Source organism: Nonomuraea sp. NPDC001636, assembly GCF_040298265.1.
GTDB lineage: Bacteria > Actinomycetota > Actinomycetes > Streptosporangiales > Streptosporangiaceae > Nonomuraea.
This window is the reverse complement of record NZ_JBEOZT010000074.1, coordinates 1-5,380: the sequence shown is the minus strand read 5'-3', so window position 1 is coordinate 5,380 and position 5,380 is coordinate 1. Positions and strand designations below refer to the sequence as shown.

General features: G+C 67.5%; 7 protein-coding genes. 2 read left to right on the top strand and 5 right to left on the bottom strand.

The annotated features are described in order from the left end of the window. Nucleotides 1-31: 31 nt before the first annotated feature. The 5 genes from ABT158_RS50865 to ABT158_RS50845 all read right to left on the bottom strand — a co-directional run bounded on the left by ABT158_RS50865 (nucleotide 32) and on the right by ABT158_RS50845 (nucleotide 1,983). Entirely contained in the window at nucleotides 32-298 is a 267-nt protein-coding gene (locus tag ABT158_RS50865) for a hypothetical protein (protein WP_352366669.1), read from the bottom strand. Next, nucleotides 295-693: a hypothetical protein gene (locus ABT158_RS50860; protein ID WP_352366667.1), complete on the bottom strand. Its 399-nt coding sequence runs from the start codon at nucleotides 691-693 to the stop codon at nucleotides 295-297. The genes ABT158_RS50865 and ABT158_RS50860 overlap by 4 nt, the downstream gene beginning before the upstream one ends. Continuing rightward, a complete protein-coding gene (locus ABT158_RS50855; RefSeq protein ID WP_352366665.1) occupies nucleotides 690-1,406 on the bottom strand; it encodes a hypothetical protein in 717 nt (238 codons plus the stop codon). The genes ABT158_RS50860 and ABT158_RS50855 overlap by 4 nt, the downstream gene beginning before the upstream one ends. Continuing rightward, complete coding sequence (locus ABT158_RS50850; protein ID WP_352366663.1) at nucleotides 1,403-1,663, bottom strand: hypothetical protein; 261 nt, start codon at nucleotides 1,661-1,663, stop codon at nucleotides 1,403-1,405. The genes ABT158_RS50855 and ABT158_RS50850 overlap by 4 nt, the downstream gene beginning before the upstream one ends. An 89-nt stretch (nucleotides 1,664-1,752) precedes the next feature. Then, complete coding sequence (locus ABT158_RS50845) at nucleotides 1,753-1,983, bottom strand: hypothetical protein (RefSeq protein ID WP_352366661.1); 231 nt, start codon at nucleotides 1,981-1,983, stop codon at nucleotides 1,753-1,755. A 554-nt stretch (nucleotides 1,984-2,537) separates the two neighbouring features. Here ABT158_RS50845 and ABT158_RS50840 point away from each other — a divergent pair. Together ABT158_RS50840 and ABT158_RS50835 are read left to right on the top strand one after the other, a co-directional pair. Next, nucleotides 2,538-2,918: a hypothetical protein gene (locus ABT158_RS50840; protein WP_352366659.1), complete on the top strand. Its 381-nt coding sequence runs from the start codon at nucleotides 2,538-2,540 to the stop codon at nucleotides 2,916-2,918. 513 nt (nucleotides 2,919-3,431) lie between these two features. Then, on the top strand, nucleotides 3,432-4,643 hold the full coding sequence (locus ABT158_RS50835) for a tyrosine-type recombinase/integrase (RefSeq protein ID WP_352366657.1): 1,212 nt from the start codon (nucleotides 3,432-3,434) through the stop codon (nucleotides 4,641-4,643). Nucleotides 4,644-5,380 lie beyond the last annotated feature (737 nt).

Below are 5,380 nucleotides of genomic sequence, written 5' to 3'. Positions count from 1 at the left end.
ACGACGGCCGGCTCGATCGTGGTGACGGGCATCAGCTCTTGCTCCTGTCCGAGTTGAGGAGGGCGGCGAGGTAGTCGGCCATCGCGCTGGAGTGGCACTCGATGACTGGCGCGGGGCAGCAGTCGTAGACGGAGGCGTCGTCCGGCTCGTGGTCCTCGTCGGCGCAGACCGGGACGATGCCGGTCAGCTCCTCCGTGCCGTCCTCGGTGAAGCACACGCGCCACTCGGGCGCCGGGGCGTCGGCGATGAGCGCGAGAAGGTCGCGGGCGTCCGTGCGGTAGACGGCAAGGAGGCTCACGCGGCACCGCCCATTTCGCCACGCTGGCGCGGCATCGACACCGACCGGCGGTTCGCCCCGAAGCGCATCAGGCGCTCGACCACGGTCGACAGTTCGGAGTGCAGCCGCATCGCGTGGACCTTGTCGATCGGGACCTGCGCCGTGTCCATCCCAGCGGCGTCCTCGACGGCCTCAACGGCCGCGTCCAGGGCGCCCTCGACCGCGCGCGGCCGGGCAACGACCTCGGCCAGCTCGTCGAGCCGGGCGATGATGTCGTCGCGGGCGTCCGGGTCGGACCAGGAGGCGACGAGCTGGACGAGGGTGTCCAGCCGGATCCGGTCCGCGCGGAGGAAACCAGCGAGCCAGTCGGCGCGGGAGGAGAAGGAGAGGTCGGGGTTGGTGGACTCGTTGCTCACAGGGCGCTCCCGGCGGTCGCGGTCGTGGTCTGGAGGGGGAGGGCCGGGCGCACGGCGCCGCGGCTGATCTTGTCGGCCATCCGCCAGACGGCCTCGGCCTTCGCCCGGCTCTCGCGGTCGGACTCGCCGTACTCGCGGGCCTTCTTGCCGAGCCAGGCGACGATCTGGGCGTCGCGCTCGGCGATGGCGGTGGCCTGCTCGGCTTCCAGCTCGGCGATGCGGTCCCGCTGCACCCGCAGCGCCTTGACCGCGTCGTCGAGGGCCTCGTTCGTCGAGTGCCGCTCCGCCTCCAGCTCCGCCACCCTGGACCGAAGCGCGGTCACCTCGGCCGACGCGGCGTCAGCGCGCATCGACTCCCAAAGGCCCAGCACCGCGCCAAGACCAATGTCGAACGCGCCCGTGTCCCACATGCCCGGGAAGTAGCCGCGGGTCACGCAGCTCTCCGGCCACTCCCGGCAGAAGCACAAGTCCGCGTGGTAGTGGTCGTTCAGTGCCCGGTTCCCCGCGTCGCTCAGCGCGTCGCGCTGCTCCTCGGTGAGGTCGAGAGGCTGCGCGGCCAGCAGGGACCGCAGCCGGGCCAGCTCGGCCGCCGACTCCGGCGACTGGAGCAGACACGCCGACTCCAGCGCCACCGCGATCCCGGCGGCCGTCACACGGTTCTTCATCGCGGCGAGGATCACGCCCTCCGCCGCCGCCACACGCCGCGCGTTCACGCCGCACGCTCCACCGGGGAGAAAGCACCCACGGCCTCGGCCAGGTACGACTCGGTGGCCCACAGCCAGCGCGCGACCTTCGCGGGGTCCAGGTGTGCCGGGACGAACAGCCGCTCCCCCGCCGGGTCGCTGCCCGCGAGGCGCCACTGCTTGCCGTCCTCCGACTGGAACAGCTCCACCGGCGCGGCCGGGAGCTCGACGGGGATGTGGTCGGTGAACGCGGTCTGGCCGGGAAGGTCAGTAGGATGGGTACTCACGGGGTTCCTCTTCTTTCAGGTGAGTTGAGGGATTCCGAAGGGGTCGCGTACGGACCAGGCCCGGTCCGGGCGGCCCCGATTTTCTTGGGTCAGGCGGCGGTGTCGAGCGACTGCTCGGACATCCAGGCGCGGACCCTGTCGAGGTCGAAGCGCCGGCCCCGGAAGGCCGTCGGCTCCAGCGGGCAGCCGTTCTGCACCCACTGGTTGACGGTCCAGTTGCTGACGCCGTACCTGGCCATGAGCTGAGTCGTGGTCAGGAGCGGCGTGATGCCGGTGGGGCGGAGGACCTCGGTGCGATCAGCGAGGGTCTGAGTCGCCATGGGGGCTAGACCTTTCCACTGTGTCAGTTGAAACTGAGGGCATGTCGAAGAGCTCCTGGAGCGGTTCACGGAGGACGGTGGCCATGAGCCACGCGGTCCGGAGCCGGCACTTGTCGACTGCCGTCTCGCCGCGTCCAGCGATCTTCGAAACCGTCGCCAGGCTGATCCCGCGCCCCGCCGCGTCGACCTTCTTCGTGGCCGCTGCGAGCTTCTCCCCGGTCAGTCCCCGGCGCTCCATTGCGCTGCGGATTGGCTTGCCGTGGTCTTTGCGGAGCAGGTGGGTCATGTACGCCTCGCGCTGGTTGTGTGGCTGGCGGCGGGTTCCCCGTCGCCGTTGACACATTTCTACTGTGTCAGTGTCAGTGCGTCAAGTGAGTCTCGGTGAGTCGTGGTGAGTTTCGGTGAGGTGGGGCAAGTCGGTGGCGCCTGTCGAATGACTGTTCTATTCTCACCGCATATGCCATGCGCGACGGCGCGCGACGGGGAGGTCACGCGCCGCTGTGCGATCCCGCCATGCTTCTACTTTTACTTGCAAAAGTAGAAGATCCACAGGCATGGTTACCCATGTGGAGACCCCTGCGGAGCGCACCGAGAATCTGGCGCAGTTGATCGAGGCCATCGAGGACACCTACAAGGTGAGCCAGTCCGCGATCGCGCGCGCCATCGACGTCGCACCCGCCACGGTCAACGCGTGGAAGCTCGGCAAGCGCGGCAGCAGCCGCGGCCCGAACCCCGAGAAGCTCCGCGCCCTCCACGAGGCCTTCCCGAAGTTCACCGAGGAGCGCATCTTCGCCGCGGCCCGACGTGCCGCCCCCGGCCCTCTCGACGAGGATGCCGAGCAGCGCCTCCTGGACCTCTTCCGCGGCCTCACCGAAGAGCAGCAGCGGGCCAAGCTCATCGAGATGCGTGCGCTCGGCGAGGCCAACAAGCAGTAGCAGCGGCCGGCCGCGCGCGTACAACCGTGTGCCGCCCTCGCGGGTCTAACAAAAATGGATCCAACCACTCCCCGTGATTCTCCGGGCACTTGGTGCACGCAGAGTGGTCGCATATTCACCTACAAGGGGGTACGGTCGGACAAGCGGCCTGCCCTCCCCCATGGCCGACGGACAACCGTCGCCTGCCTGCCCGGGGGATCCCCATGTGTCTTCGCGTCCGCTTCGCTCCGTTCGACCCGCTCCACTTTCGTCCGTACGACGCCGCGGGTAACACGGTCACCCTTCCTGACACCCTCCCCGAAACTGCATCTCTCGTAGCCCTTCGGGCTGTCCTTGAGGAACTGGCTGTCGAGCAGCCCTCCGTCGGTGCAATCTGCTGGTGCGGGGCGCCTGTTGACCTCATGCCCCGCGTTCCCATCCAGCGGAGGAGTGGCCAGGTGACCAGCCATGGCGCGTAGAGCGCAGAACAACCCACGACAGCTGAGGGCGAAGACGTGCGGCTGCCAACTGTGCATGGAGAAGTACCCTTCCGAGGCGTACGGCGAGCGAAAGCGTCGCCGCGACTGCGTCGGATCCTGGCAGGCCCGGTATCGGGACCCGGCCGGGAAGCAGAAGGCCAAGAATTTCGCCAAGAAGGGCGAGGCCGACGACTTCCTCGACGACATCCGCACCCAGGTGCGCCGCCGCACCTACAACGACCCCAAGCGCGGGGAGATTACCCTCGCGAAGTGGTGGGACCAGTGGTGGCCGGCCCAACCGAAGCGGGCCGTCACCACTACGAATCGGAAGGTGTCGAACTGGTCGACGCACATCAAGCCGAAGTGGGGTGACTGGCGGCTGTGCGACCTGGAGCACATGGAACTCCAGGGCTGGCTGACCAACAGCGTGAAGGGCTATCACACCAAGAGGAAGGTGCTGGAGCTCCTGAATGCGATGCTGCGCGCGGCCGTCAAGGACGGGAAGCGGATCCCGTTCAACCCGGCGGCTGAGCTTGACATCGAGGCGCCTCCGAAGAAGAGCCCCGACGACCTCCGGCCTCCCACGCGAGAGCAGTGCTGGGACATCCGGGACAACGCTCCGGAGTACTACCACCCCCTCCTCGTCTTCCTTGAGGAGACTGGGCTCCGGTGGGGCGAGGCCACCGGCCTGCGCCTCGGTCACATCGACCTGGAGGCTAAGCACCTCAAGGTCAAGGAAGTGCTCAGCGACGACGACGGCAAGCTGTTTCGCAAGCCAGCGCCCAAGTCCGTTGCGGGCTTCCGGACTGTTCCCCTGACGCCGCCGGCCATCGAGGCTGTGGAAGCGATGGTGGCGTTCCACCAGACTCGTGCGACGGTCTCACCCATCGAGGACGGCTCGCAGCTGCACCGGGAGGAGTTGGTGTTCCGCGGACCGAAGGGCGGCGTGCTGACCCGGCACAACTTTCGGAGGGTCTGGCTCGACGCGATCCAGGGCGCTGGCCTGGCCCGGAAGGTCAAGAACCCGGAGACCGGCCGGGAAGAGTGGTGGCCGCACGTGCACGACCTGAGGCACGTCTTCGCGACGCGCCTGAAGGATCTCAATGTACCGGAGAAGGATGCTCAGACGATCATGGGCCACGACCGCGGGTCGAAGGTCACGTGGATCTATCAGCACTCGGCGGAGGACGTTGCTGCCCAGGTGCTGGCCGTGATGGCGCCGCCGACGGCCCCGGTGAGGCAGCTCCGGGCGGTATCGGGGGAGTGAGTCCACATGGAATCCACAAGGCCCCCTCACGGAGCCTCACCGAGACTCATCGAGCCTCATTCTCGGGGGGTTGAGCCCAACGGAACTAGGCTCATTGAGCCTCACTGGGCCTCACCGACACTCATGATCGCTTTAGCTTCTCTTGTAAAGCGGGGGTCGTCGGTTCGAACCCGACAGGGGGCTCTGCGGTAAGTGGCAGGTCACGTGCCTGCGGGACCCTTCCGGCGAACAAGCCGGGAGGGTCCTTCGCTGCCTGGAATCCACATGGAGTCCACATCCCCACGCGAGGGTGGGTGGTGAATCCATGAAAAGGGCTGTGCTCAGCAGTGATGCGGCATAGAGTGCTGACTACTGAGCGGGCCGACGTGCTCCCCACACGATTCAGACTCATGCCGCTCGACTTTCTGTGGCTGTCCAGCGGGGAGGCTGGCGCCACAGGCAGAGACCCCCGCCGTGAATGCCGGCGGGGGTCTTCTCGTACACGGTAGTTCACATGGCGCTGCCCCGTCTGGTGAAGGACGGGGCAGCTCTGCTCTGGCCGAAACCAGGGCAGTTGGCGGCGAGGGCGGACGCATGTACGCCGCTCGCTGCCTGGTCCGCGCGATCCGGCAGAGCCAGGTGCGCGGACGTGGGGTGGGAGTCGGTGGCTGATACCCGACCGCATTCAAGATCAAACGTTTTACCTGGGCAGGTAAAGACGAATCAACCATGATCATCAGACGTTGAGAGGAAGCCTT